Genomic DNA, 26384 nt, shown 5'->3' with positions numbered 1-26384 from the left:
CTCACGCGTGCTGGCTGCTGACGGACAGGGCCTCGCCCGTCATGTAGGAGGCGTAGCCGGTGGCCAGGAACACGCCGCGCTTCCGCCCGCGTCCTGGAACAGCCGCGGACACCCCCCGCGTTGCCACGCACATGACGACGAACGCGCCGCGGCCCGAGGTGCTGCGATACACCGCCTTCTCCAGCGCCCCCGACGGCGGAAACCCCGCCGGCGTCGTTCTGGACGCCACCGCCCTGGACGACAGCGACATGCTGGCCATCGCCGCCGACCTCGGATACTCGAAGTCCGCGTTCCTGACCGCGCCCCCGGAGGGCCGTGACCCGTTCCCCGTCGGCGGCGTCGTCGAGGACCCGGCAACCGGCGCCGCGGCCGCCGCGTTCGGTGCGTACACCCGTGAGCTCGGCCTGGTCCCCGAGGACGCCGTCCTCACCCTGCATCAGGGCGAGGACATGGGCCGCCCTGGCGAACTCACGGTGACGCTGCGCGCGGGTGACCCGCGCGTCCGCGTCAGCGGCACGGGAGTTCGCATCAGCTGAAGCGCCGGCCCAAGACCAGTGGGGTGACGGTGACGGCCCGGCCGGGGTCACGGTCCCACTCGGCGTGCGCCTTGCTCACAGCAGACGGTGAGCGCGACGCGCCCCCCTTGTGGCGCTGCGGTCGCCCATCACGTACTGGTGACGGTGGTGCGGGCGGACTCGTCGACCTGGAGGGTGAAGACGTCGGGGCGCGCGTAGTGGCCGGTGGGGTCGAAGTCGAAGCGGGCACGTGTGAGGTCGTCGAGGTCGAGTTCGGCGGTCAGGATGCCCTCACTGTCGCGGAGCGGGCCGGCGAGGACCTCGCCGAGCGGGGAGACGATGACGGAGCCGCCGCCGATCAGGACGGTGTCGGGCGCGTCGCCCTGGACGGGGTGGAGGTCGGCGGGCAGGGCTTCGCGGCGCAGGTACTGGTTGGCGCTGAGGACGAAGCAGCGGCCCTCCAGGGCGATGTGCCGCATACTGGCCTGCCAGGCATCGCGGTCGTCCACGGTCGGCGCGCACCACAGGTCGATGCCCTTGGCGTACATGGCCGTGCGGAACAGCGGCATGTAGTTCTCCCAGCAGATGGCCGCGCCGAGGCGGGCGGTGCCGGTGTCGACGACGGGGAGGGTGGAACCGTCGCCCTGACCCCACAGGTAGCGTTCGGCGGCGGTCGGCATGAGCTTGCGGTGCAGGCCCAGATAGCCGTCGGGGCCGAAGAAGAGGGCGACGCAGTAGAGGGTGCCGCCCTGGCGTTCGACGGCGCCGACGACGGCGTGGCAGCCGAGCTCCCGGGTGAGGGCGGCCAGGGTGTCGGTCTCGGGGCCGGGGACGTCGATGGCGGCGGCGTGGTAGCGGCGGAACAGTTCGCGGCCGGCCGGGGTGCGGCTGCCGACGGTGATGTCGAAGTCCAGGCCCTTGGGGTAGCCCCCGAGGAACGCCTCGGGCAGGACGACGACCTCCGCGCCTCGGTCGCCGACGGCCTCCCGAATGAGTTCCTCGGCGCGCTTCAGCGCGGCCTTCGTGTCGAACAGCGGGGCGGCCGCCTGGACGACGGCAGCGGTCACGGTACGGCGGGACTCGGGGGCCGCGGCAGCGGCCTGGGGCAGGGAAGTCATGGCCCCGAGACTAGGAATCCCCGAATCGCCGAGCAAGGCAATGACGGAGACGGGGACGCCGCCGGCAGCGGATCCAACGCCGGTGACAGTACCGCCGGTGACGGCGACCCGGCCGCCGGGCAGGTCGCCGAGGGCTTGGTCCGTGGTGACGACCAGGTCGGCGTTGCGGATCAGCAGATCGGCGGCGGTCACCCTTCTGCCTCCGGGTAGTCGTCCAGGATGGCGAGCGCCGCGGCGGTCGCGGCGACCGGGTCGCCGGCGCGCACGGCTTCGAACAGCGCCGTGTGGAACGGGTCTTCGCCGGCGTCGTCCATGCACTGGTTGGCCTTGACTGTCTCCCACAGGGCGTCGCTCATGTTCCGGTAGAGGTCGCTGAGCAGCGGGTTGTGGGACGCCTCGGCGATGCGCAGGTGGAAGTCGACGTCCGCATCGGTGAAGGCGTCCAGGTCCCGGGCCCGGCCTGCGGATTCCCTGCGTTCCATGGCTTCGCGGAGCGCGGCGAGGTCGCCCTCGGTGCGCGTCGTGCTGGCGAGGCGGGCGGCGACTATGTCCAGGCCGCGGCGGACCTGAAGGATGTCCGCGGTCCTCGCCCGGTCGAAGTGCCGGCGCAGCGCGACCTGGCCCTCGTCGGTGGCGGTGACATAGGTGCCGTCGCCTTGACGGGTGGTGAGCAGTCCGGCGTGGACGAGCACCCGGACCGCCTCGCGGATGGAGAGCCGGCTCACGGCGAGGGCCGCGGCGAGTTGGTCCTCCGGCGGTATCCGGTCGCCCACCTGCCATGTGCCCCGCGCGATTTCTCCGCGCAACTCGTTGATCACGGTGTCGACGATCGACACCCGTGCCACGGGTTTCATGCACCCCCCTTCCCTAATCATCTGATGACTTGATAACCATATGGCTCTCCGAGGGCAGAGTTCCAGCCCTTTCACCGACTCTTAGGGGGCCGCTGGCATGACCCACGCCCTGTTCACCCACATCCGCCCTCATGGCGGCGATCCTCACGACGTGCTGGTGACCGACGGCCGCATCGCGGCCATCGATCCCGCGACGCGGCCCGGGAACTGCGTCGTCGTCGACGGCGGCGGTGCCCTTGCCCTGCCTTCCCCCGTCGACGCGCACATCCATCCCGACAAGTCGACCTGGGGCCGGCCGTGGCTGAGCCGCGAACCCGCCGACACGCTCCGCGAACTGATCACGAACGACGTCGCCACCCAGCGCGCCATGACCTCTCCGGTACACGAACGCGCCGGCGCCCTGATCGCCCGGGCGGTCGGCCGCGGTACCCGCGCGATGCGCGCGCACGTCGATGTCGCACCCGTCCACGGGCTCTCCCACCTGCACGGGATCCGCGCCGCCGCCGCTCCGTTCGCAACGGCGATGGACCTGCAGGTGGTGGCCTTCCCCCAGCTCGGCCTCCTCACCGAGCCCGGCACCGCCGACCTGCTGGAGCAGGCCGTCAAGGAGGGCGCCGACATCGTCGGCGGCCTGGATCCGATCGGCATCGACGGTGACCTCGACGGGCATCTGGACGTGCTGTTCGGCATCGCCGAGCGCACCGGCGCACCGATCGACATCCACCTGCACGACCGCGGCCGAGCGGGCCTGGACCAGGTCGCCGAGATCGCCCGCCGTACCCGGGCCGCGGGCATGCAGGGAGAGGTCACGATCAGCCACGCGTTCTGCCTGTCCGACTGTGACCCCGCCGAGTTGGAGCGCACCGCCGAGCTACTGGCCGACGCGGACGTGGCGGTGACCACCTGCGCGCTGGGCAGCGAGCCGGTCGTGCCCTTCCGGCCGCTGGTGCGACGGGGCGTGCGGGTCGCCGCCGGTTCGGACGGAGTGCGGGACGCCTGGACCCCGTTCGGCGACGGCGACATGTTCACGCGGGCGCATCTGCTCGCGTACCGCACCGATGCCCGCACCGACGAGGAACTGGCGGCGTGCTACGCCGTGGCGGCGCACGGCGGCGCGGACGTCATGGGCCTGGAACGGTCCGAGCTGCGGGTCGGCGACCCTGCCGACTTCGTTCTGCTGGCCGGGGAGTCCGTCGCCCAGGTCCTCGTCGACCGGCCGCTGCCCGCGATGGTCGTCCGTGCCGGGAACGTCGTCGCCCGTGACGGGCGCCTCGAGAGGACCACCCGGTGAAGCGCCGCAGGCCGGCCCTGCTCACCGGCGGACTCGCGCTCGCCCTGACTGCCTGCGGCACCACGACGCTGGGCGGGCAACGAGCGGCCAACACGACGGCGGACCTCGCCACCACCACCGCGTCGGCCACCCACGGTGTGGACCGGATCGCCTGGAACCTGCCCTACGAGCCACAGACGCTGGACCCGATCCGCTCCTTCAACTACGCCGAGAACACCGCGTTGGCCAACATGTGCGAGAGTCTGATGCGGCTCACTCCCGACCTGAAGATCCGCCCCGGTCTGGCCGAGAAGGCGGAGAATCCGACCCCGACCCGATGGGTCTACACACTGCGCAAGGACGTCAGGTTCTGGGACGGCGACCAGATGACCGCCGACGACGTGGCGGCCAGCCTCAACCGTCACCTCGACCCGACGCTGGGCACCTGGTGGAGCGACTACTTCGAGACTGTCGCCTCCATCAAGGCGACCGGGCCGTACCAGGTCACGATCGACCTCAAGCAGCCCGACGTGCTCTTCAACCAGGCCATGGCGACCGCCGCCGGAGCCGTCGTGGAGAAATCGTTCCTGGACAAGGCCGGAAAGAACCTCGGCTCTCCCACAGGCGGACTCATGTGCACCGGACCCTTCAAGTTCGCCGGCTGGAAACCCGGCGACTCCCTGCGGCTGACCCGCAACGACAGCTACTGGGACCCCGGACTCGAAGCGAAGTCGCGGACGTTGGTATTCCGATTCATCGCCGACGAGACCACCGCGGTCAACGCCCTGCGGTCCGGTGAGGTCGACGGGCAGTACTTCTACCTCCCTCCTGCCGGACTCAGCCAACTGGACAACTCCCCCACCGGCTCGGTCACGCTCGGCCGCTCCCTCACCTTCTGGACTCTGCTCGGCGCCGCCAAGTCCGGCCCGTACGCCGACCCGCGCGTGCGTGAGGCGTTGTCGGCCGCCCTCGACCGCCCGGGAATAGCCCGGGTGATCTTCCAGGGGGCAGCCGCCCCGGAAAGCTCGTTGGCCAACTCCGACTACTGGGGCTATGCCGCCGGCACCTTCCGCGCCGCACACGACGCTCTGCCCCCGGCGAGCCCCGACCTCGCCCGCGCCCGGCGGCTCCTGAAGGCCGCCGGCAAGCCCTCCCGTCCCCTCACCATCGGCATCCAAGGCAGTTCGGCGGTGCACGAACAGACCGCGAGCATCATCAAGGCCGCCGGCGAGGACCTCGGGCTCCGCGTCACGATCAAGGTCATCCCGGTCGAGCAGTACGGCAACCTCTACAGCGACCCCAAAGCCCGGGAAGGCATCGACGCCTTCCTGAGCACCTGGTACGGCAACATGCCCGATCCACTGGACGCCTACCGGGTCTTCACCAAGGGCGGCCGGTCCAACTTCAACGACTACGCGTCCGTGGACGGCGCCGTCAGACAGGCACAGGCCGCCTACGACCCGCAACGGCGGGCCGAGCTGGTCAGCGGAATCCAGGCCGCCGTCAGCCGTGATGTGCCCTGGACACCCATCACCTCCCTTCCCGTCATCCTCTACATGAACAAGCGGATCACCGGAGCGGTCGCCTCGTTCTCGTACCTGTACTACCCCTGGGCCGCCGGGATCGGTGCGCGATGAGGTGGCCGACATTCCTGGCACGACGGCTGGCCGCGCTCGCGGCGGTCCTCCTCGTGGCCTCCTTCCTGGTGTACGGGCTGCTCTACACCGTTCCCGGCGGTCCGATGGCGTTCCTGCTGGGCAACCGCAGCGGCAGCCCCGAGCAGATCGCGGCGATCCGTCACCAATACCACCTCGACGAGCCGTTCCTGGTCCGCTACTTCAGCTGGCTGGGCGACGCGCTCCACGGTGACTTCGGTCAGTCCCTGGTCTACCGCCAGGACGTGTCCGCCCTGATGTCCACCCGGCTGGCGACAACGGGGCTGCTGGTGCTGTACGCCGCGGTGATCATCGTCGTCATGGGCATCGCCCTCGGCCTGCTCGGAGCGCTGCGACGGGGCCCGGTCGACGCGGCCGTCTCGGTGGTCAACAGCGTCTTCCTGGCCACTCCCACCTTCGTCGTGGGCGTAATACTGGTCGTCGTCTTCGCCCTGAGTCTGGGCTGGTTCCCGGTCTTCGGCCCGGGAACGGGCCTGGGCGACCGGCTGTATCACCTGACGCTGCCCGCCATCGCCCTCAGCCTCGGCAGCGCCGGCTTCCTGGCCCGCATCACCCGTGCCTCGGTGGGCGCGGAGTTGCGCCGCGAACACGTGGAGACGGCGCGCAGCCGCGGATTCTCCGAGTCCCACATCGTCCGCCGGCACGTGCTGCGCAACGCGTCGATCCCGGTCGTGACCGTCATGGGCCTCACCGTGGCCGGCCTGATCGCGGGCTCCGTGGTCGTCGAGAACATCTTCGCGCTGGACGGACTCGGCTCCCTGCTGGTGCGGGCCATTCTCCAGCGGGACTTCGCCGTGGTGCAGGGCGTCGTTCTCGTCCTGGTCACCGCGTTCGTCATCGTCAACCTGGTGGTCGACCTGTGCTACTCGCTCATCGACCCCCGTCTGTCTCCAGGGGAGGCGGCATGAAGGCACGCCTGGGCCCGACGGGCCTCGCAGCAGTGGCAGTGCTCGCGGTCATTGCCGTGGTCAGCGTCTGTGCGCCGCTGCTGGCGCCCTACGATCCGAATCGGCCCGACCTCTTCAACGCGCTGGCCGGGAGCACCGGCAGCCACCTGCTCGGTGGTGACGCGCTCGGCCGGGACATCCTGTCGCGGCTGATGTTCGGGGCCCGCACGACGCTGCTGGGCCCGCTGGTCATCATCGCACTGTCCACCGTGGTGGGCACCACGCTCGCGATCATCGCCGCGTGGTCCGGAGGCCGGGTCGACGCCGTCATCTCCCGGCTGCTCGACGTACTGTTCGCCGTGCCCGGCATCGTGTTCGCCCTGGTGACCGTGGCCGTGCTCGGTCCCGGTATGACAGGAGTGGTCATCGGCCTGTCCGTGGCATACACGCCGTACGTGGCCCGCGTCGTCCGCAGCGCCGCACTGCGGGAGCGCGGTCTCCCCTACGTCGCGGCCGCCTGGCTCCAGGGCAGATCGGCCGTCGCCATCTGCGGGCGGCATCTGCTGCCCAACCTGCGCCCGTTGATCGTCGCCCAGTCGGTGTCGGCACTCGGCTTCGCGATCATCGACCTGGCCGCGATCTCGTTCCTAGGACTCGGTGTGCAGCCACCCGCAGCCGACTGGGGCCTGATGGTCAAGAACGGACTGGACGGCGCGATGCGCGGCCAGCCGATGGAGGCCATCAGCGCGGGCGTGCTGATCGTGATCGTGGTGGTCGCGGTGACGGTGCTCGGCGACCGCATGGGTGCTCAGCAAGGCGGTGCGCGATGAGCAACGATCTCCTGGTCCTGGACCGGTTGCGGCTCGAGGTTCCGGCCGGCCGCAGGCAATGGCGGACGCTCGTCGACGACGTCAGCCTCACCGTCGCCCCGGGCGAAGCCGTCGGTCTCGTCGGCGAATCCGGTTCGGGGAAGTCGATGACCGCGCGGTCCGTCCTGCGGCTGACCCCGCCCGGCGCACGGCTGAGCGGCCGGATCCAGTTCGACGGCACGCCGGTCCCCGACCTCGGGACGCGGGAGCTGCGCGCCCTGCGGGCGCGCCGGGTCGCGATGATCTTCCAGGACCCCCGGGCGCACATCAATCCGGTCCGCAGCATCGGTGACTTCCTCACCGAGGCGCTGGTCACCAACCTGTCGGTACCCCCGAAGCAGGCTCACGCCAAGGCCGTCCGTCTCCTCGCCGATGTCGGCATCACCGACGGCGAGCGCCGGATGCGACAGCATCCGCACGAGTTGTCCGGCGGACTGCTCCAACGCGTCATGATCGCATCGGTGCTGGCCGTGGAACCCGACCTGGTGCTCGCAGACGAGCCCACGACCGCTCTGGACGTGACCACCCAGTCGGAGGTGATGGCCATCCTGGACGAACTGCGCCGGGACCGCGGTATGGCCATGCTGCTGATCACCCACGACCTCGAGCTCGCCGCAGCGACCTGCGACCGCATCGGCGTCATGTACGCCGGACGGATCGTGGAGGTGCAGTCCGCAGAGGCGCTCACCGGATCCCCCCAACATCCCTACAGCAGTGGCCTGTTGACCTCCCGACCGAGTATCGACCGGGTCGTCCGTCCACTGCCCGTCGTCCCCGGCCGGGCGATCGCGGCCTTCGAGGCGGGCAATGGCTGCGCCTTCGCACCCCGCTGCGCGGTCAGCACACCGGAGTGCTCGACCGCCCGCCCGGCGCTGCGCGCGGTGGGCAGCGCCCACGTCGCCTGCATACGAGCGGAGGAACCGTGACCGAGATCCTGGTCAGGGCAGAAGGTCTGCGCAAGGTCTACGGGAAGGGCGCCGTCGCCGTCGACGACCTGTCCTTCACCGTCGCCCGCGGTGAATCACTGGCCGTCGTGGGCGAGTCGGGCTCGGGCAAGACCACCGTCGCCCGCATGCTGCTGGGTCTGGAAACTCCCACGGCCGGCACGATCAGCGTCTGCGGACGACCACGGACGGGCCGGACCGGCTCGGCCGAACGGCGCCGCCGGGCCCGGGAGATCCAGATGGTCTTCCAGGACCCGTACTCCTCGCTGGACCCGTTGCAACGCATCGGGGACGTCATCGAAACCAGCCTCGCCCTGCACTTCCCGCTCAGCACGCACCAACGGCGCAGCCGGGCCCTGGAACTGCTGGAGGCCGTGGGGCTGACCGACCGGCACGCCACGATGCTGCCCCGTCAGCTCTCCGGCGGACAGCGACAACGCGTCGCCATCGCCCGCGCGATCGCCGTCGAACCGCAGGTTCTGGTGCTGGACGAGGCGGTCGCGGCACTGGACGTCTCCGTGCAAGCGCAGATCCTCAACCTGCTGACCGACATCCGCGGGCGCAGCGGCATCAGCTACGTGTTCATCTCGCACGACCTGGCCGTCGTCAACCAGATCAGCGACACGGCGATCGTGATGTCCGCCGGCCGCGTGGTCGAGCGCGGGCCGACCCAGCAACTGCTGCGCGCCCCACAGGAGGAATACACCCAAACCCTCCTGGACGCGGTCCCCCGACCCGGCTGGAAGCCCCGCCGTCGCGCGGACGGCTCCCACCCTTCCCCGCACCCCACTTCCCCCCGTCCCCAAAACTGAAAGGCCATCACCATGTGTCAGGACCACCATCAGCCGCCTCCCTCACACGTCGCCCGGCGCGGCGTCCTCGCCACCGCGATGGCACTGGCCGGCGGATCCCTGCTCGCCGGCACGGCCGAGGCGGCCGCGCGTACGCCGGAACGGAAGGCACCCGGCACCGGCCCGGCGCCGTCCGGCGGCACTCTCGTCGTCGACGGCGGCACCCTCCTCGACCCGCTGACCGGTGCGGTGACCGCCGACTCCGTGGTCGTCATCGTGGACGGCACCGTGCGGGCCGTGGGCAGCCGGGACGCCACCCGGCGTGCCCGCGCGGCGCTACGAGCGGGCGTGACCGTGGTCGACGCCCACGGCCGGTGGGTGCTCCCCGGCCTGGTCGACGCCCACATCCACATCAACTCCCTCACCGAGGCCGGCACGGCCCTGCGTCAGGGGGCGACCAGCGTGCGCAGCGGGTCCACCGGCTTCTACCAGGACATCGCCGTGCGCGAACTGGCCCGATGGGCCCCGGCCCGGGCACCGCGCATGCGGGCCGCCGGCATCTTCGTCACCCCCGACCTCGGCGACACGATCCTGGCCGACCCCGACCTCGCTCCGCTTGCCCGCCTCAAGGACGGCGTCCGCTCGTCCGAGGCACTGCGCCACGTGGTCGACGTGAACCTGAACCGGGGCGCGGACGTCATCAAGACCCGGGTCAACGACCGTGCGGGCCTGCCGGACCAGGACCCGCTGCACCAGGTGTACAACCGTGAGCAACTCGCCACGGTGGTGGCGGCGGCACGACGCCGCGGAGCCGACGTGCTCTGCCACAGCTACAGCGAACAGGGCTGCCGCGACGCCGTCCTGGCGGGTATCCGCAGTCTGGAGCACGGTGTCTTCGTCGCCGAGGACACGCTGCACGAAATGCGGCGCCGCGGTACGTACTTCACGCCCACCCTGACCGCCATCGCCGGGCTGGCCGAATCCGACGACCCCGTGCTCGCCGCGCGCGGGCGCGAGTTCCTCCCCGTACTGCAGCAAGCCGTGCGCACGGCGCACGACATGGGCGTCCCAGTGGCGGCCGGGACCGACTCCGCCGGGGGACAGATCGATCCGATCGGCGGTGAGGTGGTGCTGATGCACCAGGCCGGCCTGCCGGCCCTGGACGCCATCCGCACCGCCACTACGACGGCGGCACGGCTGACCGGACTGAGCCGCAGCGCAGGGCGGCTGGCCCAGGGCTTCCGTGGCGACGCGGTGCTGCTCGCCGGCAATCCGCTGGAGGACGTCACAGCACTGAGGACGCCGAGCGCGGTGATCAGCAGCGGCGTCGTCGTCGGCAGCTGACGGCCGCCTGCGCGAGCGGTGCGCGCTGGTCTCGACGCGAACTGAGCGTGCTGCTTGGCCACGGTGGCCAAGCAGCACGCTCAGTCACGAGGCAGGGCCTCGGGCACCCTGAAAGGATTCCTCTCGTCGTCCTGTCGATTCTCCCTCCGGCCATTCGTCATATCCGCGCAACCAACCCCATGCGCGCGGAGCGCACCGTGAAGTACCTGCTGCTGATCAACACCCCGTCGTCCGACTCCACCGCCGCATCCAGATCCCGAAGCAACTGTTGGAGGATGGCCGAAGACACCTCCGAAAGCCACGCCCGCTCCGGGGTCTTCTTCACGGCCGTCAGCCGCATGGACGACTCCCCCGACGTGGCGAACGGCCGCCCTGCAGCGCGGGCGTGGGCGTCTCCGCCCGGTACCCGCGCAAGGAGTACGACAACCACGCCCGCAGGTACCGTGGGGCGGCCTTTTCTGGTCGGGCTCGTACTTCGCCGGAAGCTGCGGCGAAACACCGCTGGCCGTTGTACGCCAGTACGGGTAGAGGCAGGTCGCGTCGCCGTCTTCTCGTCAGTCGGGGCCCACTCTGCCGACTTCGGGGTCGGGCAGGCCTGCCAAGAGTGCAGCGTTCGTGACGGCATCGGCGTGGGGGCCGAGCCATTCGCAGAGCAGGATGGTGGCATCGTCCTGCAAGTGGTTGCCGTGGTGGCGCAGGTGGCCGCGGATGAGGCGGCGGAGGGTTTCGGGGACGTTGAGCCCGTCGGCGTGGTGGCGGATGAGAAAGTCGATGAAGCGGGCGATACCGAATTCCTCACCGCCGCTGGTGCGGGCTTCGGTGATGCCGTCGGTGTAGAGAACGAGACGATCGCCGGGTTGGAGCGGCTCGTGGCACAGGGCGGTGGGCAGGCCCAGGTCGGTGCACATGGGATGCGCCGGCGGACACTGCAGGAGTGGTCCAGCGTCCGCCACGGATGACGACGGGCGGAGGGTGGCCGTGGTTGGTCCAGGTCACCATGCCGGTGGCGGTGTCGAGGTTGGCCAAGATGCCGGTGACGAAGCGTGACGGACCGAACTGCTCCAGCAGCACCTGCTCGATGGCATCGCCGAGATGCTCCAGACCGGTGCCCTGCCTGGCGGTGGTTGCGGCAGGCAGCCATCGCGAGGTTGGCGGTCAGACCGGCCGATGTGTCGTGTCCCATGGAGTCGAAGATCGACAGATGGACGGTGCCGGCGGCGGTGGCGTAGTCGTAGGCGTCGCCACTGACTTCGTAGGCGGGCTCCATCACAGCGCTGATCACCACCCGGTGGTCGGCGTAGGTACGCGGCGGCATCAGCGTCCACTGCATCTCCGCGGCGACGTTCATGGGCTGGGTGCGGGTCAGGCGGGCGTAGGAGTCACTGATGTCCTGGCTGGCGACCACCAGCATCGCTACCAGCGAGGCCAGTGCCAGCATGTCCTGGTATGCGTCCTCCCCGTCCTCGACGGTGGTCACGTGCAGCACGCCGAGGCGTTCGGTGCCGTCCAGCAGCGGTACCCACCATCCGTGGGGGCCGTCCGCGCTCCCGGGGGCAGGCACGATGCGACCCTGCTGATAGGCGCGGCCCGCGACGGTGCCCTCGATGGTCAGCTCCGCTCCGCCATCCGGGGCGTGCACGGGGACGTCGAGCCCGTCGCCGGTGACCAGTCGCAGGACTTCGCGCCGAAGGTCGCCCAGGTAGATCAGAACGTCGTGGAAGCCGGCTGCCGCGGCGTGGTCGGCCACGCGCGAGGGCAGGCTCTCGAACGGCGTGACGTGGCTTTCGGCCAGCAGCCCCGTCAGCATGCGCCGCATTGCGCTGTCCCGCTGCGTCACGAGTGACCTCCGTACGACTCGCACGGCGCGGCGTCCACGAGAGCCTGGAGAAACGGCTCAAGGGAGCAAGTTCCCAGCACCAGGGAGGTCGACTCCGGCCGTTCGTATGCCTGGTCAGCCATGATGCTGTCCGAACGCCCCTGGCCAGGGCCTGCTCAGCATTTCACGCCGCCGCATACCTCGCGCGGAACAAGCTCTGGGTGCGCACCAGGTCCCGAGAGGTGCGCGACCGCAGGTTCCCGGCCGGCCGGTCAGGTGGCGACGGGCAGATCGCGAGTCTGCTTGGCGGTGGGCATCAAGCGGGGAACGAGGCGGACGTAGGCGACCATGCCGAGGACCTCGACCAGGGTCTGGGTGACCACCACGACCGCGGCCACGGCGAGCGCGTCGGGCAGGGAGAGGGCGAGAGGCAGAACGACCAGGGAGTTGCGCGTCGCGCCGGTGAAGACGATCGCCCGCCCGGCGCCGGTGTCGAGGCGGAACAGGCGGGCGACGACCTTCCCCGCGAAGGCCATCACCAGCAGGAACAGAACGTAGAAGGGGACGACGGCGGCGACGTCGGCGAAGCTGTCGTCGAGCTTGGGGACCTGCGAGGCGACGACCGTGAGCAGGGTCGCGGCCATCAGCGGCACCATAGTGGTGGTCGCCGCGTCGGAGACCTTCTGCCCGGCCGGACGGCGGGCGGCCCACGCCTGCAGCGCCCAGGCCAGCGCGAGCGGGATGACGATCAGGAACGCGAAGGCTTCCAGGAACGGGCCGGCCTCCACGATGTCGGCCAGTTCGGAACCCATGAACAGGTACAGGAACAGCGGCAGCAGCAGCATCTGGGCGACGAGCAGCAGCGGAGTGGCGGCGAGCAGGCGGCGGCCGGAGCCGCCGGCCAGCCCGCAGAAGACGATCACGTAGTCCACGCAGGGGCACAGCAGCACCAACAGCACCCCGACCCGCACGGCTTGGTCGGCGGGGAGGAACGCGAACATCGCCGCGACCACCAGCGGCACCACCACGAAGTTCACCACCAGGGCCGCGGTGAGGAACCGGCCGTCGCGCAGCGATCGGACCAGTTCGGCGGCGGGTACCTGGAGGAAGGTCACGAACAGCAGGGCACCGAGCACCGGGTTGATCGCATGCTCCAGGCCCGGCCCGGCACCGGGGGCCAGCCGGCCCAGCAGTCCGCCGACGCCCATCGCCGCGAGGTGGATCGCGACCTGGTGGTGTTCCATGTGCCCGACCAGTCCCCGCGGTCCCTGCTGCGACACCCCGACTGCTCCCTCGTGCTCGTCCGGCCCGCCCCGCGGCGTCCGGCTCCCCATCCTCGCAGGTCACGCCACCGAAACGAACACCGGCAGCGCTGGGTCTGTCAGCGCGGCGGCGCGCTGTCCCGCAACGCCGTCGGACGGCGGGCGTGCCGAGATCAGCAGGCGCCGGGCTGGAGTGACAGGCCGCGGCCAGGCGGCGCCGACGCACGACGAAGAGCCCCGCTGCTGCGGCCGAGGGTGCAGGCGACCGGGGCATCCCGTCACGCCTCCGGGTCCGGGCCGGGAACGCGCCCTCCCACCGAGCCTTCCGTAGCGGGCGGGGTTGAGCCGGGGCGGCGGCGCGCGGGCAGGGCAGCGTCCCGTCAGTGGTCTCGCGCCGTCCGGTCGTCACCATCGGTGTCACTGGGGACAAGCCGGACGCAGCATTCCCCCGGCTCGGGGGCCAGGACGGCCTGGACTCCGCCGACCTGAAGGCCGCTGAGGCAGCCGCTGAGAAAGGCCTGGTTCATGCCGCACACCAGGTCGGGGGCCTTCGCGGCCAGCGGGTGGAACGGGCAGTTGCGCAGCCGGAGCCGGGTGGGGGTTTCCCGGACCGGTTCGTAGCCGTACTGCTCCAGCAGCCCCTCGCAGACGGTCAGCCCGCGCTCCGGACCGAGGCGACCCGGGCGGGTCTCCTCCCGCGCGACCTCGCCCATCCGCCGGCCCCGCTCCTCAGAGGTCCGCACCGCCGCCTGTACGGCGTTCTCGCCGGCGCCCTCGGTCAGTACGGCGTCCAGGAGAAGATCCGCGAGGAGTTCGTGACGCCGGTCCGGGATGCTCACGGTGATCTGGGTGTCGGTGGGCTCGTACACCTTCGGCCGCCGGCCGACCTTTCGGATCCCACCGGGTGTTTCGTAACGCGCGTGCAGCAGGCCGGCGTCGACGAGCTTGTCGAGGTGGAAGGCCGCGAGCTTGCGCGAGATGCCGACACTGGCCGCGGCCTCGTCGCGGGTGACGGCGCGGCGAGCGGCCGCGACGGCTCAGGGAGCCGAAGGAGCCGTCCCTGCCGAACGGCACTTCCCGCTGCCGGTGGTCCTGGCGCACGGGCTGTTCGCCGTGGTCACCCTCGTCCTGGTACTCCTCACCGCCCTCGGCATCGGCGGCAGCTGACATGACCGAGTCGCCCCACGCCACCGCCCGCACGCATCCACACGGCCACGACGGAGCGGCACCCGCAGGGCGCGCCATGCGGGTGGTCCACGAGCCCGGCGGTATCGACCTGGCCGCCGCGGAACACGCCGCCGGCCAATTCCTCAACGCCCTCGGCATCTCCACAGCCTCGGAGAGTCTGCGCGGCACCCCGGGCCGGATGGCACGCGCCTACGCCGAACTGTTCAGCCCGCGCCCCTTCGACCTGACCACCTTCCCCAACGACGAGGGCTACGACGAACTCGTCCTGGCCCGCAGCATTCCCGTCCGATCGGTGTGCGAGCACCATCTGCTGCCGTTCGTCGGCACCGCCCACGTCGGCTACCTGCCCGGCGGTCGCATCCTGGGCCTGTCGAAACTGGCTCGTGTCGTCGAGCACTTCGCCTGCCGGCCACAGGCCCAAGAACGTCTGACCAAGCAGGTCGCCGACTGGCTGCAGACCCATCTGGAACCCAAGGGCGTGGGAGTGGTGATCGAGGCCGAACACTCCTGCATGACGCTGCGCGGCGTCCAGGCCACCGGCTCCAGCACCATGACCTCCACCCTGCTCGGCCTGCTGCGTTCCGACGCGCGCTCCCGCAGCGAATTCCTCGCCCTGACCGGCGCGGCCTGATGGCCAAGCCCCACCATGTCCAGAGCGCCGTCGGCGTCCGGCACCAAGACGGAGGTCACGCGCCTACGGTGGCGGGTCCCCAGGCCGCACTGAACGGGCGTTTCGGCTCGCTGGACCTGCCCGACGACGACGGTCGCCTCGTTCCGGTCGTCGACTCTGCCGGCAAGGTCCCCACGGACGCGGCCTGATCACGGACTACGCCCCCGCTCCGGCTCCCAGGGGTACCGCGTCGAGGCGTTTCTCCGACGACGATGATGACGACCACGGCCACGACACCGCTCCGGCCCGGGGCAAGGTCGGCACGGACGTGGACCGCGAGACCGTCACCGTGGCGGCCGCCCCTCCAACGCGTGGGCCGGAGCCCCGCCACCGGCCGGGTGGAAGGTGGAAGGTTGAGCGGCAGAGGGCTCCCCGGCAGGGACGACCGGCCGGCTCAGCTCGCCACGCGCGCGCACCGTGGCGTGCGGCAGGCCACGGGGCTGATCACTACACCGACGGGGACGGCGCGATCTCGCGCTACGAATTTCGTCCGAGCGGTGCGTGAGCACTTCCTGTCGAACGACCCGGACCCACCCGGCAGCCTGTTCTTCCGGCACGTCTGGCCCACCCGGCTTCCAGGCCTTCAGTCCGCCCCGGAGCCGCCGTCCCACCGACGACGGCTACGGACCGGCCGGGCTTCCCGCCGGGTGCTCCCGCCACGGACGACCATGTCGCCGACGTGACGCCCGTAGCCATCGCCGAGAAGTCGTAGGCACGACCCTCCGCGGGCATCACCTGCATGTGGCACGCGGGCCACCCGCGCTGTACCGGACAGCCGGGGCTGAGCCACGCTGGATGAGAGGGCCGCGCGGCGCCTATGCCATTCAAGTGGGTGAACAAGGTGAGGCAGGTGAGGTGACCATGGCCACCCTCGACATCCGCGACCTGCGCTGTTCGGTCCACACCGACGCCGGGCCGCGCGAGATCCTTCATGGGGTCGACCTGACCGTACGCCAGGGCGAGACCCACGCCATCATGGGCCCCAACGGCTCCGGCAAGACCACCCTCGCCTACGCGCTCGCCGGGCACCCGAAATACCTGATCACCTCCGGCAGCGTCACCCTGGACGGCGAGGACGTGCTCGCAATGAAGGTCGACGAGCGGGCGCGGGCCGGGATTTTCCTCGCCATGCAGTACCCCGTCGAGGTTCCCGGCGTATCCATGTCCAACTTCCTGCGCACCGCCGCCACCGCTGTCCGCGGCGAGGCCCCCAGGCTGCGCACCTGGCTCAAGGAGGTCCGCGAGGCGATGGAGCGCCTCCAGATCGATCCCGCCTTCGCCGAGCGCAACGTCAACGAGGGCTTCTCCGGAGGGGAGAAGAAACGCCACGAGATCCTCCAGCTCGAGCTGCTCAAACCGAAGATTGCGATCTTGGACGAGACCGACTCCGGTCTGGACGTCGACGCGCTGCGCGTCGTCGCCGAGGGAGTCAACCGCGTCCGCGCCACGGGACAGGTCGCCACCCTGCTGATCACGCACTACACGCGCATCCTGCGCTACGTCCGCCCCGACCACGTCCACGTCTTCGCCGACGGTCGCATCGTCGACTCCGGCGGCCCCGAACTCGCCGACCGGCTGGAGGACGAAGGCTATGAGGCATACGTGAAGGGCGCGGCGCGAGGCTGAACGGCCCGTCCCGCCCCTCGCTCCGGGCGGCGGCCCGGCCTTGGGAGCGTTGTCACGGAAGTCCTGCCGGTGGAGCCTTCAGCGCGAAACCCCGGCGATTCCCGCACGCCGCGGCGGCCATTCGCATACGCGTGCCGCATCGGCGATCCTGGGAAGTGACGCTGGATGCAGCCGGACCGCGTGCGCGTGGTCGATCCGCCCCCGCCGGGCCGATGGTTCATGCCCTGCCGGACCAGGCCGACCACTCAGCCGCCCGGGGCACGGAAAGTGGGGTGCGCGCACGGGCAGGTCCACCTGGACGCACGACAGCCCAGGAGGCGGCCATGACGTCCGGCTGGAGGACGGTCGCGTACGGCAGCCCCGCCGACGCGCCGGCTGCCTGCCGAGGCGAGACACCCCAATCCGCCAAGCCCGCCAAGCAGGACTCCTCACCGCCCGGAGCCGGGGGCGCACGGTGAACAGCCTGACCGATTCCCGATGACGTTGGATCCCGAGAGGGGGCGGAAATGCCCGACCGGCTGGTGGTGCACGGGGCACGGGAGCACAACCTGCGCGACATCGACCTCGACCTGCCCCGTGACAGCCTGATCGTCTTCACCGGCCTGTCCGGCTCCGGCAAGTCCAGCCTGGCCTTCGACACGATCTTCGCGGAGGGGCAGCGGCGCTACGTCGAGTCCCTGTCCGCGTACGCGCGCCAGTTCCTCGGCCAGCTCGACCGGCCGGACGTGGACTTCATCGAAGGCCTGTCCCCGGCGGTGTCGATCGACCAGAAGACCACCACCCGCAACCCGCGCTCCACGGTGGGTACGATCACCGAGGTTTACGACCACCTGCGGCTGTTGTACGCCCGTGCGGGCGTCCCGCACTGCCCCGCCTGCGGCGCACGCGTCGACCGGCAGACCCCGCAGCAGATCGTCGACCAGGTCCTCGGCCTGCCCGATGGCACCCGCTTCCAGGTCCTCGCCCCTTTGGTGCGCGACCGCAAGGGCAAGTACGACGAACTGCTCACCACCCTGCGCGGCCAGGGCTTCTCGCGGGTGCGGGTCGACGGCGTGGTGCACCGGCTCACCGACCCGCCGGCCCTGGCGAAGCAGCGCAAGCACCGCATCGAGTGCGTGGTCGACCGGCTGGCCGTCAAGCCGGGCGTCGCACGCCGCCTCACCGATTCGGTGGCAACCGCCCTGCGGCTGGCCGAGGGGCAGGTGATCGTCGAGTTCCTCGATGAGCCAGAGGGGTCTGCGGTCCGGGAACGGGTCTTCAGCGAGTATCTGGCCTGTCCCAACAGCCATCCGCTGACGGTGACGGAGCTGGAGCCGCGGACGTTCTCGTTCAACTCCCCCTACGGGGCGTGCCCGCGCTGCACCGGCTTGGGCGTACGCACCGAGGTCGACCCTGACCTGGTGGTGCCGGATGACACGCTGTCCCTGGCCGACGGGGCGATCGCGCCGTGGGCGGGCCGGCAGACCGAATACTTCCAACGGCTGCTGGAGTCTGTGGCCACCGCCTGCGACCTGCCGCTGGACACGCAGTGGCGAAGGCTGTCGGCCGGGCAGCGCACGGCGGTGCTGTACGGCACGGACGAGCCGGTCCACATCAGTTACCACAACCGGTTCGGCCGGGAGCGCAGCTACTGGACGCGGTACGAAGGTGTGATCCCGTTCCTGGAGCGCCGCGTCGCCGAGGAGGACTCGGCCTACGGCCGCCAGCGGTACGAGGGCTACCTGCGGGAGGCCCCCTGCCCCGCCTGCCAGGGCACCCGGCTCAAGCCGGAGATCCTCGCCGTCACCCTCGAACACCGCGAGCTCGGCGAACGGTCCATCGCCCAGGTGGCGGCCCTGTCCGTGCGGGACTGCGCGGACTTCCTGGCCGGACTCGTGCTGGACCGCCGCCGGCGCATGATCGTCGGCAGGGTCCTGAAGGAACTTCAGGCGCGCTTGGGCTTCCTGCTCTCCGTCGGCCTGGACTACCTGGCGCTGGACCGGGCCGCGGCCACCCTGTCGGGCGGGGAGGCGCAGCGCACCCGGCTGGCCACACAGATCGGCTCCGGTCTGACCGGGATGCTGTACGTGCTCGACGAGCCGACCATCGGGCTCCACGCACGCGACCACCGGCGCCTGCTGGACACCCTGCTGAGACTGCGCGACCTGGACAACACATTGATCGTCGTCGAGCACGACGAGGACACGATTCGGGCGGCCGACTGGATCGTCGACCTCGGCCCCGGTGCCGGCGAGCACGGCGGCCGCGTCGTCCACAGCGGCCCACTGCCCCAACTCCTGAAGGATCAACGGTCGCTGACCGGTGCGTACCTGTCCGGGCGCAGGCAGATCCGAGTCCCCCCGGTACGCCGCCCGGCCTCGCCCGACCGGCAGCTGACGGTGGTCGGCGCCCGGGAGCACAACCTGTGCGGCATCGACGTCTCCTTCCCGCTCGGCTGCCTGATCGCGGTCACCGGCGTGTCCGGCTCCGGCAAGTCCACGCTCGTGAACGACATCCTCCACCCGGCTCTCGCCCGGCACCTGCGCGGCAGCCGCACCGTGCCCGGGCATCACCGCAGGCTGCTCGGCGCCGATCTGGTGGACGCCGTCGTCCACGTCGACCAGTCACCGATCGGCCGCACCCCGCGCTCCAACCCGGCCACCTACACCGGTGTGTGGGACCCCATCCGCAAGCTGTTCGCCGCCACCACGGAGGCGAAGGTCCGCGGCTGGCAGGCCGGGCGGTTCTCGTTCAACGTCAAGGGCGGCCGCTGCGAGGCATGCGCGGGCGAGGGCACCCTCCGCATCGAGATGAACTTCCTGCCCGACGTGTACGTCCCCTGCGAGGTCTGTCACGGCACCCGCTACAACCGTGAAACCCTCGAGGTGCGCTACAAGGGCAGGAACGTCGCCGAAGTGCTGGACATGCCGATCGAGCAGGCCGCCGAGTTCTTCCACCCCAGCACATCGATCCACCGGCACCTGCGCACCCTGGTCGACGTGGGCCTCGGCTATGTACGCCTCGGCCAGCCCGCACCGACCCTGTCGGGCGGCGAGGCCCAGCGCGTCAAGCTCGCCACCGAACTGCACAAGCGGTTCACCGGCCACACGCTGTACATCCTCGACGAGCCCACCACCGGCCTGCACGCCCACGACATCGCCAAGCTCCTCGATGTGCTCGGCCACCTGGTCGACAAGGGCAACACGGCGGTCGTCATCGAACACAACCTGGACGTGATCAAGACCGCGGACTGGGTCATCGACCTCGGTCCCGAGGGCGGCATGGCCGGCGGGCGGGTCGTCACCGAAGGCACCCCTGAACACGTTGTCACCGTGGAGCACAGCCACACCGGCCGCGCACTGCGCCAAGTACTTCCGAAGTCAGGAATCGTGACTGACCGTCAGGTCGTATCGCACCACAAGAGGCCGGTCGGGCGCCCGTAGGGGTGCGGCGCCCTCCCAGGTGAGGACGTGGGTGGCGACGCGGTCGAGGAACCAGCGGTCGTGCGCGGTGACGACCACCCAGCCCGGGAAGTCGAGCCGGCTGAGTGCCGGGATCATCGCTCTGCTCACCAGCCGACCCCCTGGCGAGCAGGCGGCGAAGCGCTGACTACCGATGGTCGGGGACGGCCGGGTGCCGCGCCTGCCTGGGCACATCCTGCCTGCCGAGCAGTTCCGACGCCTGATGCCGCGTGTGCTCTGCCGCCAACTGAGCCTCCGCGACGACGTCACCGCGTTCGCGTATCAGATCCTCGTAGATCAGCAGTTGTACGTTTCCGGTGGGGCTGCTTGTCACAGTCGATCCTTGGGCTTTCAGGCCCGGTTGAGCCGGGCGGCGATTCCGTGTCCGATCAGCAAATAGATCACTGCGGGTAGACCGTAATTAAGGACGACGCGTAGGCCCTCTGTGTCCATTGTGAAGATATCCTGCGACCACCAGGCCAGCCAGTCCGCCGTTGCCTGCACGAACTTGACGAATACGTTCGCCTGGTTCGCGTCGAGCAGGAACAACAGAATCCACAGGACCAGCAGGCCTGCCGCGGTGTCGGCGATCGTGCAGACCGCCAGCGCTGCGCGCCGTCCAGCGGCCTGGTGGCGCACGGAACGGTCTGGACTTGAGGGCTGGTGATACGCGGGGTATCCGGAAGCCGGGTCTGTGTTGCTCACAAGAAATTCCGATCTGAGGAGGTGTCGTGTTGGCGCGGTAGCCCCGAGTGTTGAAATTCAGTCCGGGGGTGCTGCCCCGCTCCTCTTTTCTTCTGCGTCTTGCCGGCGCGATCGCGTTACACCTCAATCGCGATGCCGCATCTATGGTCGCCTATTCCGGTACTTACCCAAATGTTCAGGAGCGGCGGCACATTTGAGGACGGCGCGGCAGAAGCCGTCCCGGACGCGCCCCGGAGCGTCTTGAAGCGGCGCGACCAGAGGGACTCGAGCGTCCCGGCCACCTGCACCCGGTGGAGCGACCCGTCGCGAAGGCGACCGGCTGGGGCAAGGCCAGGGCCGGGGAACGCGGGGACATGGACAGAAAGTGCCTTCTCACTGGGGTGACAGAGGCCCTGGACAAGCCTCGTCGTCCCAGTTCAGAAGGCACTTTCGCGGTTGCCGCTCAGCGGCTGGCCCGGCGTCGCTCCGGCCGCTGTGGCGGAAGCGGTGTCATCACGCCGTCATGGAGCGGTCGTCACTGGGTGATGGACGCCTCCAGGTGGAAGGGGTTGCGCAGCTCCGGAGTGGTACGGCGGGCTTCGACGACGAACTCCCAGACACCGGGCTTGGGCGAGGTGTAGGTGCGCGTCAGCGGATTGCAGCCGTAGCCGTCGTAGTAGTTGGGGTAGCAGTAGATGGTGCCGGTCGCGGAGGACTCGCCGCTGACGCCCTCGGGGTTGAAGGCCCATCAGCGGGTCTGACTGCCGTCGGCAAGACCGGAGAGGTTGACCGTCAGGCTCTTGGTGCCGGCCGGGACGGCCACGGTGTAGCGGACGGTCTCGTTGCGGGAGACGTTGCCCTCCGCCGACCAGGTGGTGCCCGGCGTCAGCGGGGCGGCGGCCTCGACGGCCAGGTAGGCGGACTGCTCGACGGCCAGGGTCGAGGGGTCGTCGATGGTCAGCACGGCGCTGTGGGTGCCCTGGGTGACAGGGTTGGCGGTCACCTGGACGACGGTCGGGACGTTCTTCTCCAGGGCGACGAACTCAGGAGCGGTGAACGTGCCGTCGTTGCCCTTGAGGACAAGCTTATAGGGCCTGGCGTCGTCTCGGCCGCTGGTGCGGGTGAGGGTGACGTCGTAGGTGCGGGACTCCCCGATCTTCTGGCCGCCGCTGCCCGGGGCGCAGCTGTTGAACAGGCCTCGGCCGGTGTTCGGCGTGGCCAACTGGCCGGAGAGCACGGTGCAGACCGGGGCCGAGACGGTGACGTCGTCGCCCCGGGCGACGCCCTTGGCGATCTCGTTGCCGGCCTTGGTCAGGTACTTCCAGGCCGCCGGAACGTCGAACTGCCCGCGGCCTTGGGCAATGGCCTCCACGGTGTCGTTGTAGTCGGCCGTGGAGTAGACGGCCCTGCGCAGCTCGGCAGGGGTGACGTCGATCCCGTTCTGCTCGGCGGCGGACAGCAGCAGTGCGGCGGCGCCGGTGGCCTGCGGGGCGGCCATGGATGATGGACAACAGGCCGGACAAGCAACCCCGGACCTGTGCGGTTTGGGCATGTTATCCACCGTGCACAAGGAGATCCAGACCGCTTCCACCCACTGCCGGCCGAGGAGCGCGCCGGGTCGCGCGTCGCGGTCGATCACGACGGGCGACCCGGCCGGCGGCAGGGCGGGACGGGGCGGGATCTCAGGTGGGGGCGGCCGCGGTCCCGGCCCTGCTTACTTGCTGAAGGTGAGCGAGGCGGCCGGTGAGGCGTTCCCGTACGCGTCCACGGCCACGACCCGAGCCACATACCGGCCGCCCTCGACCGTGCCCGGTACGGGGATGTCGAGGGTGTTCGGGCGGGGCATGAAGTAGTAGTCCGAGAAAACCTTGGACGAGACGACCGACTTCCCCGTCGAGGCGTCGGTGACGTCGACGTTGTAGTGGTGCATCATCTGGTCGTCGGTGGCCTGGGCGACCCGCAGGACCGTGCCGCTCTTGTCGTCGTACTCACGGGACAAGGGCTGACGCGTGGTGAACTCCGGTGCCACGGTGTTGCGCGCGGCATCCGTGTAGCGGAAGTTGTCCTTGATCTCCTGGTTCGTCGCACCCTTCAGACGCACGGTCCAGGTGGCGCCGCTCAGGGTGCCCGCGCTGGCGTACGGCGGCTGCCAGCTCGCCGACCACTTGCCGCCGGTGTAGATGTCGTGCTTGTCGGCGGCCATGTTCACTCGCGCGATCTCCGTACGATCCTTGTAGACCTCGACGAAGAGCGCCTGCGCGGTCGGCGACTCGAAGCGGTTCGCCAGTCCGCCCTCCGTGACCATCTGGTAGCCGTGGTCCATCTCGATGTACGACATCGAACCGTCGTTGACCGAGGTGAAGTCGCGCTGGTGGATGGAACGGTCGTCGTTGATGTTCAGGTGCGAGTGGCCGGAGAAGTAGATGGCCTGCGGGAAGGCGCTCAGGTCCTCCGCGAGGCGGGGGTTGGCCGTCTGCTGTCCGTCCATGACCGTACCGGTGGTGGGCCGGTGCCCCTGGACCAGGACGGGCTTGCCGGCGTACGCCGGGTCGGCGGTGATCGCGGCGAGGCGCTCCTTCAACCAGGTGCGCTGGGCCGTGTCGGAGTTGTACGTCTCGGTGTTGACCGTGAGCACGTGCAGGCCCTTCACCTCGGCCTCGTAGTAGCCGCCGCCCGAGTCGGGGAACCACGCCTTGGGGTACCCGTCCCGTATCGCGGCGAGGCTCGCGTCGTGATTGCCGTTGGAGATCAGCACCTTGGTGCCGGTCATGCCCTTGCGGGCGAGGTTGGCCTGGAAGATCTCGGACACGATCTTGTGGTCGGGGCCCTTGCCGTCGCCGTTGTCGTTGATCATGTCGCCGTTCAACAGGATCGCGTCCGGCTCGGGGAAGACGGACCCGATGGTGTCGAAGAAGCTCTCGTACTTGGCGTCGTTGCCGGCGTGGCCTCCGACATGCACATCGGACATCACGACGAAACGGGCGAGCGGCTTCTCATCAGTCCTGATCAGGTAGCCGTACGACACTGGAACGCTGCTCCGTTCGCCCTGGAAGGCGACCGCGGTGACGTTGGTGTCCTTCTTGATCCGCAGCGGGTTGTCGGGCGAGTAGACGCGGCTGTCGCGGGTCGGCGTCGTGCCGTCCAGGGTGTAGCGGACCGTGGTACCGCGCTCGGCCTGGAACTTCAGCTCCACCGCATGCTCGTACCGCCCGCCGGGGACGCTGACGCGAGGCGCAGCAGGGGTGGCGGAGCTGGGCGAGTCGGCGTGAGCCACGGCCGGGGAGACAAGCGCGACAGAGGCCGCGGTGATCACGAGAGGGGTGAGTCTCACTGGTTTTCCTGTTCTCTGGTCAGGCGGTTACGGACGCGGCTTCCCCGCACGGCTTGATAACGTACGGATAACCGGTCTGGTCCAAAGACGCTACGGGGATCGCGCCGGGCTGTGGTGCGTTCCGATTGACATCCCGGTGAAGCGATCATGAATGTCCGCCCGTCCCCGTTCGGGCGGCTTCCCCATGAGGGCCGGACGACGTGACAGCCGGGCAGTGTCCCGCTGCGACCGGCCCCGCCCGACGGACTGCGGCCCTCGCGTGCGCAGTCACGGAGGGCGCCGCGACGATGGCGACGACGCTGGCGGCGATGTCGGAGTGGGGCCGCGCGTGGGAGGGCGGGTCGCCTCGGGGGGCGGAGCGGGAGCGGCTGCTACGGGGGTGGGTGGGCTAGTGCCCCGGCAGGCAACGTTTGCCCGTTGAGGAGCGGCGTCCGGTGCGTGCTCTCGGCGTGCCGACCGGAAGTCCTCGTACTGGGCGTACTTGGGCTTTCGGGCGGTGCGGCGAGAGTGCGTGCCGGGCGTCGCGACGGGGCGAACGTTGCCTGTTGGGGCACTAGAGTCTCCACCTCGTCAGCACCCGAGCCCGCGCCGAGCAGGTCGCAGCCAACCAATTGAACGTATCCACGCCGACCGCTGCCCGCTGCGGCGCTGATCGGCCGAGCCACGGCCTCTTCATTCACGAAGTGCGAACGCCACCCGCTCTTGCCACTTCGTACCGTCATGCACCATGAGGTCAACCGACGGGACCCGTGACGCGAAGGGCAGTTCACCGAGCACGTCGGCTTCAATCTCATCCAGGACACCATCGTCCTGACCATCGGCGATGGTCAGGTGGGGCACGACCTCGGTGAACTTGCCGGCATAGGGAGGGGCGTCGGGCCATCGCTCGGCGATCACCTCGGTGAGCCGCCGCAACGGGGTGTCCGGCTCAGGAGCGAGACAATTCACGCCATGCGCGGACGGCCGGCTCCGCGTCCGGGACCCTGACGATGATCCCCGTCCGGCCTGCCTGAAACCTACTCGCGCCGTCGTCTGCCACAACACGGCATGCTGCCACCGCGCCTCAGCCGCGCGACTTCCCAGGCGACCGCAGCTCAGAGCTGGGGCTCCCGCGCCACCCAGCCGCGCTCGTACGCGTGCCAGCCCAGCTGGAGGCGGGTCGACACTCCGGTCAGTTCCATCAGGCCCTTCACCCGCCGCTGTACGGTCCGCAGCCCCAGGTCCAGCTGCTTCGCCACGCTCGCGTCCGTCATCCCGGCCAGCAGCAGCGACAGGACCTCCAGGTCCGTGGCGTCCGGCCCGTTGGACTCCTCCTCCAGCCGGCCGCTTCCGCCGAGCCGGAGCGGCATCGCGTCCCGCCACACCACCTCGAACAGACCCATCAACGACTCCAGCAGGCCGGAGGCGTGGACGACCAGGGCCGCGGGCTCCGCGCCCCGGCCGGTCAGCGGCACCATCGCCAGGGCCCCGTCGGCGACGACCAGCTTGGTGGGCACCCGGTCGACGACCCGGCACTGCTCGTCACGGCCCAGCGCCGCCGACAACTCCATGATCCCGGACGGCAGTGAGAGCACCTCGCGCTCCACCACCACCCGGTACGACACCCCGCGCGTGGCCGCCCGCTCCTCGGCCTCGTTCTCCATGCCGCTCACCGCGACCGGCTTGCCGGTGACCAGGGCGCACACCTCGCTCGTCGCCCCCAACTGCAGCTGGAAGAAGCGGTGCGCCACCGCGCTCGCACCCGTCACCACCTCGACCAGGTCGTGCACGGCCGCATCGGTCGCCTCCGCCCGGTACTCCTCGGCGAGCATCGCCGCCGCCAGCTCCGCCTGCTCCAGTTCATGACGCTGCTGGGTCAGCAGCGCCCCCAGCGCCACCGCGGGCAGCGCCGCCACCCAGCGGTCGACGCGGGACGAGGACTGGGCGGCCAGGCCGTTCTGTTCCAGCCGGCGCAGGGCCCGTTCGGTGTCCGGCTCGGGGAGGGCCAGCCGGTGGGCGAGGTCGGAGATTTCCGCTGCGCCCACCGCCACGAGGGCGCGGTACACCGACTCCTGCACCTCGTCGAGACCTATGGCTGCCAGCATCCCTCGCTCCCCTCC

28 protein-coding genes are annotated in these 26384 nt (G+C 70.3%); 13 read left to right on the top strand and 15 right to left on the bottom strand.

Translation table 11 applies throughout. The features are described from left to right. Nucleotide 1: 1 nt before the first annotated feature. Nucleotides 2-127 carry a hypothetical protein gene (locus ACFY4A_RS07365; RefSeq protein WP_390828423.1) on the bottom strand — a complete coding sequence of 42 codons (126 nt, stop codon included), beginning with the start codon at nucleotides 125-127 and terminating at the stop codon, nucleotides 2-4. A gap of 4 nt (nucleotides 128-131) precedes the next feature. Here ACFY4A_RS07365 and ACFY4A_RS07360 point away from each other — a divergent pair, with 4 nt between their 5' ends. Further along, the gene (locus ACFY4A_RS07360; RefSeq protein ID WP_390828422.1) at nucleotides 132-536 is read left to right on the top strand and encodes a PhzF family phenazine biosynthesis protein; all 405 of its coding nucleotides are present in this window, start codon (nucleotides 132-134) and stop codon (nucleotides 534-536) included. A gap of 128 nt (nucleotides 537-664) precedes the next feature. Here the strand turns inward: ACFY4A_RS07360 and ACFY4A_RS07355 are convergent, their stop codons facing one another. Continuing rightward, nucleotides 665-1825, bottom strand: coding sequence for a nitrilase-related carbon-nitrogen hydrolase (locus tag ACFY4A_RS07355; RefSeq protein ID WP_390828421.1), 1161 nt, complete (start codon nucleotides 1823-1825; stop codon nucleotides 665-667). After that, on the bottom strand, nucleotides 1822-2487 hold the full coding sequence (locus ACFY4A_RS07350) for a FadR/GntR family transcriptional regulator (RefSeq protein ID WP_390828420.1): 666 nt from the start codon (nucleotides 2485-2487) through the stop codon (nucleotides 1822-1824). Before ACFY4A_RS07350 ends, ACFY4A_RS07355 begins: the two co-directional genes overlap by 4 nt. A 97-nt stretch (nucleotides 2488-2584) precedes the next feature. Here ACFY4A_RS07350 and ACFY4A_RS07345 point away from each other — a divergent pair, with 97 nt between their 5' ends. The 7 genes from ACFY4A_RS07345 to ACFY4A_RS07315 are packed head-to-tail and all read left to right on the top strand — an operon-like array spanning nucleotide 2585 to nucleotide 10268. Then, nucleotides 2585-3778, top strand: coding sequence for an amidohydrolase family protein (locus tag ACFY4A_RS07345; protein WP_390828419.1), 1194 nt, complete (start codon nucleotides 2585-2587; stop codon nucleotides 3776-3778). Further along, entirely contained in the window at nucleotides 3775-5394 is a 1620-nt protein-coding gene (locus ACFY4A_RS07340; RefSeq protein WP_390828418.1) for an ABC transporter substrate-binding protein, read from the top strand. The genes ACFY4A_RS07345 and ACFY4A_RS07340 overlap by 4 nt, the downstream gene beginning before the upstream one ends. Further along, complete coding sequence (locus ACFY4A_RS07335; RefSeq protein WP_390828417.1) at nucleotides 5391-6341, top strand: ABC transporter permease; 951 nt, start codon at nucleotides 5391-5393, stop codon at nucleotides 6339-6341. The genes ACFY4A_RS07340 and ACFY4A_RS07335 overlap by 4 nt, the downstream gene beginning before the upstream one ends. Then, nucleotides 6338-7150, top strand: a complete 813-nt coding sequence (locus ACFY4A_RS07330; protein WP_390828416.1) for an ABC transporter permease — start codon at nucleotides 6338-6340, stop codon at nucleotides 7148-7150. The genes ACFY4A_RS07335 and ACFY4A_RS07330 overlap by 4 nt, the downstream gene beginning before the upstream one ends. Further along, nucleotides 7147-8115: an ABC transporter ATP-binding protein gene (locus tag ACFY4A_RS07325; RefSeq protein ID WP_390828415.1), complete on the top strand. Its 969-nt coding sequence runs from the start codon at nucleotides 7147-7149 to the stop codon at nucleotides 8113-8115. Before ACFY4A_RS07330 ends, ACFY4A_RS07325 begins: the two co-directional genes overlap by 4 nt. Further along, nucleotides 8112-8945, top strand: a complete 834-nt coding sequence (locus ACFY4A_RS07320) for an ABC transporter ATP-binding protein (protein ID WP_390828414.1) — start codon at nucleotides 8112-8114, stop codon at nucleotides 8943-8945. Before ACFY4A_RS07325 ends, ACFY4A_RS07320 begins: the two co-directional genes overlap by 4 nt. A 12-nt stretch (nucleotides 8946-8957) precedes the next feature. Beyond that, nucleotides 8958-10268: an amidohydrolase family protein gene (locus ACFY4A_RS07315; protein ID WP_390828413.1), complete on the top strand. Its 1311-nt coding sequence runs from the start codon at nucleotides 8958-8960 to the stop codon at nucleotides 10266-10268. A gap of 157 nt (nucleotides 10269-10425) precedes the next feature. On the opposite strand, the gene ACFY4A_RS07310 is transcribed toward ACFY4A_RS07315, so the two are convergent. The 3 genes from ACFY4A_RS07310 to ACFY4A_RS07300 all read right to left on the bottom strand — a co-directional run bounded on the left by ACFY4A_RS07310 (nucleotide 10426) and on the right by ACFY4A_RS07300 (nucleotide 11339). Further along, entirely contained in the window at nucleotides 10426-10608 is a 183-nt protein-coding gene (locus ACFY4A_RS07310) for a hypothetical protein (RefSeq protein WP_390828412.1), read from the bottom strand. A gap of 214 nt (nucleotides 10609-10822) precedes the next feature. Then, entirely contained in the window at nucleotides 10823-11176 is a 354-nt protein-coding gene (locus ACFY4A_RS07305) for a PP2C family protein-serine/threonine phosphatase (RefSeq protein WP_390828411.1), read from the bottom strand. After that, a complete protein-coding gene (locus tag ACFY4A_RS07300) occupies nucleotides 11064-11339 on the bottom strand; it encodes a SpoIIE family protein phosphatase (protein ID WP_390828410.1) in 276 nt (91 codons plus the stop codon). Before ACFY4A_RS07300 ends, ACFY4A_RS07305 begins: the two co-directional genes overlap by 113 nt. Nucleotides 11340-11745: 406 nt before the next feature. On the opposite strand from ACFY4A_RS07300, the gene ACFY4A_RS07295 reads away from it, so the two are divergent. Beyond that, complete coding sequence (locus tag ACFY4A_RS07295; RefSeq protein ID WP_390828409.1) at nucleotides 11746-12111, top strand: hypothetical protein; 366 nt, start codon at nucleotides 11746-11748, stop codon at nucleotides 12109-12111. A 245-nt stretch (nucleotides 12112-12356) separates the two neighbouring features. On the opposite strand, the gene ACFY4A_RS07290 is transcribed toward ACFY4A_RS07295, so the two are convergent. Together ACFY4A_RS07290 and ACFY4A_RS07285 are read right to left on the bottom strand one after the other, a co-directional pair. Beyond that, nucleotides 12357-13328 (bottom strand): bile acid:sodium symporter, encoded by a 972-nt coding sequence (locus ACFY4A_RS07290; RefSeq protein ID WP_390828526.1) that lies wholly within the window; start codon nucleotides 13326-13328, stop codon nucleotides 12357-12359. A 398-nt stretch (nucleotides 13329-13726) separates the two neighbouring features. After that, entirely contained in the window at nucleotides 13727-14215 is a 489-nt protein-coding gene (locus tag ACFY4A_RS07285) for a hypothetical protein (protein ID WP_390828408.1), read from the bottom strand. A gap of 109 nt (nucleotides 14216-14324) precedes the next feature. On the opposite strand from ACFY4A_RS07285, the gene ACFY4A_RS07280 reads away from it, so the two are divergent. The 4 genes from ACFY4A_RS07280 to uvrA all read left to right on the top strand — a co-directional run bounded on the left by ACFY4A_RS07280 (nucleotide 14325) and on the right by uvrA (nucleotide 20252). Beyond that, nucleotides 14325-14513, top strand: coding sequence for a hypothetical protein (locus tag ACFY4A_RS07280; RefSeq protein WP_390828407.1), 189 nt, complete (start codon nucleotides 14325-14327; stop codon nucleotides 14511-14513). Nucleotides 14514-14589: 76 nt separating this feature from the next. After that, nucleotides 14590-15165 carry a GTP cyclohydrolase I FolE gene (gene folE, locus ACFY4A_RS07275; RefSeq protein ID WP_390828525.1) on the top strand — a complete coding sequence of 192 codons (576 nt, stop codon included), beginning with the start codon at nucleotides 14590-14592 and terminating at the stop codon, nucleotides 15163-15165. A 900-nt stretch (nucleotides 15166-16065) separates the two neighbouring features. Continuing rightward, complete coding sequence (sufC, locus tag ACFY4A_RS07270; RefSeq protein ID WP_390828524.1) at nucleotides 16066-16830, top strand: Fe-S cluster assembly ATPase SufC; 765 nt, start codon at nucleotides 16066-16068, stop codon at nucleotides 16828-16830. A 506-nt stretch (nucleotides 16831-17336) separates the two neighbouring features. Continuing rightward, nucleotides 17337-20252 carry an excinuclease ABC subunit UvrA gene (gene uvrA / locus ACFY4A_RS07265; protein WP_390828406.1) on the top strand — a complete coding sequence of 972 codons (2916 nt, stop codon included), beginning with the start codon at nucleotides 17337-17339 and terminating at the stop codon, nucleotides 20250-20252. On the opposite strand, the gene ACFY4A_RS07260 is transcribed toward uvrA, so the two are convergent. From ACFY4A_RS07260 to ACFY4A_RS07230, 7 genes are all read right to left on the bottom strand, one after another. Then, nucleotides 20190-20381 (bottom strand): hypothetical protein, encoded by a 192-nt coding sequence (locus ACFY4A_RS07260; RefSeq protein WP_390828532.1) that lies wholly within the window; start codon nucleotides 20379-20381, stop codon nucleotides 20190-20192. The two genes, uvrA and ACFY4A_RS07260, sit on opposite strands and share 63 nt — an antisense overlap. Before the next feature lie 37 nt (nucleotides 20382-20418). Then, the gene (locus tag ACFY4A_RS07255; RefSeq protein WP_390828405.1) at nucleotides 20419-20604 is read right to left on the bottom strand and encodes a hypothetical protein; all 186 of its coding nucleotides are present in this window, start codon (nucleotides 20602-20604) and stop codon (nucleotides 20419-20421) included. A gap of 17 nt (nucleotides 20605-20621) precedes the next feature. Next, a complete protein-coding gene (locus ACFY4A_RS07250) occupies nucleotides 20622-20975 on the bottom strand; it encodes a hypothetical protein (RefSeq protein WP_390828404.1) in 354 nt (117 codons plus the stop codon). A 727-nt stretch (nucleotides 20976-21702) separates the two neighbouring features. Then, nucleotides 21703-22452, bottom strand: coding sequence for a hypothetical protein (locus tag ACFY4A_RS07245; protein ID WP_390828403.1), 750 nt, complete (start codon nucleotides 22450-22452; stop codon nucleotides 21703-21705). A 216-nt stretch (nucleotides 22453-22668) separates the two neighbouring features. Next, nucleotides 22669-24285 carry a metallophosphoesterase gene (locus ACFY4A_RS07240; protein WP_390828402.1) on the bottom strand — a complete coding sequence of 539 codons (1617 nt, stop codon included), beginning with the start codon at nucleotides 24283-24285 and terminating at the stop codon, nucleotides 22669-22671. 672 nt (nucleotides 24286-24957) lie between these two features. Further along, nucleotides 24958-25200 (bottom strand): 2'-5' RNA ligase family protein, encoded by a 243-nt coding sequence (locus ACFY4A_RS07235; protein WP_390828401.1) that lies wholly within the window; start codon nucleotides 25198-25200, stop codon nucleotides 24958-24960. A 179-nt stretch (nucleotides 25201-25379) separates the two neighbouring features. Then, nucleotides 25380-26369, bottom strand: coding sequence for a helix-turn-helix domain-containing protein (locus tag ACFY4A_RS07230; RefSeq protein ID WP_390828400.1), 990 nt, complete (start codon nucleotides 26367-26369; stop codon nucleotides 25380-25382). Nucleotides 26370-26384: the final 15 nt, after the last annotated feature.

Origin of the sequence: Streptomyces sp. NPDC001292, from assembly GCF_042896465.1 — a bacterium.
GTDB lineage: Bacteria > Actinomycetota > Actinomycetes > Streptomycetales > Streptomycetaceae > Streptomyces.
The sequence above is the reverse complement of the archived record's forward strand: the minus strand, read 5'-3'. Positions and strand labels throughout refer to the sequence as shown.